The sequence below is a fragment of the Variovorax stachyos genome (genome assembly GCF_051400855.1).
Lineage (GTDB): Bacteria > Pseudomonadota > Gammaproteobacteria > Burkholderiales > Burkholderiaceae_C > Variovorax.
This window is the reverse complement of the sequence record NZ_JBLFFN010000063.1, coordinates 1-611: the sequence shown is the minus strand read 5'-3', so window position 1 is coordinate 611 and position 611 is coordinate 1. Positions and strand designations below refer to the sequence as shown.

General features: G+C 71.2%; 1 protein-coding gene. It reads left to right on the top strand.

Going from position 1 to position 611, the window contains the following annotated elements:
* The coding region (locus tag ACMGEZ_RS29710; RefSeq protein WP_436825867.1) for an autotransporter outer membrane beta-barrel domain-containing protein at positions 1-611 on the top strand (611 nt) is incomplete at both ends.

The window sequence follows — 611 nt, the reverse complement described above, 5'->3', positions numbered from 1 at the left end:
AGCGGCACCCTCGTTCTCTCGGGCGCCAACAGCTACGGCGGTGCGACTGCCGTCACCGAAGGCACCCTGCGCGCCGGCGCTGCCAATACCTTCAGCCCGGCCTCGGCGCACAGCGTGGCCTCGGGTGCCACGCTCGATCTTGCCGGCTTCAGCCAGAGCATTGCTGCGCTCACCAATGCCGGCACCGTCTCGCTCATCGGCAGTGCACCCGGCACGACCCTCACCGTCACCGGTCCGTATATCGGCAACAACGGCCTGCTGCGCCTGGGCACCTTTCTCGGAGACAGCGCCAGCGCGAGCGACCGGCTCGTCCTCAACGGCCCCGCAGCTGTGGCCAGCGGGCGCACTACGGTCCAGGTGGTCAACCTCGGCGGCCTGGGGGCGCTCACCACGGGCAACGGCATCGAACTGGTGAGCGCCCTCAACGGCGCCACCACCACCGCCCAGAGCACCCGGGATGCCTTTGCCTTGCAGGGCGGCCATGTGGATGCGGGGGCGTATGAGTACCGCCTGCAGCCCGGCGATGCCGCGGGCGGCGGAGAGAACTGGTACCTGCGCTCCACCAGCACCATCGTCCCGCCGCCGCCCCCGCCGGCTCCTCCCGCACCGCC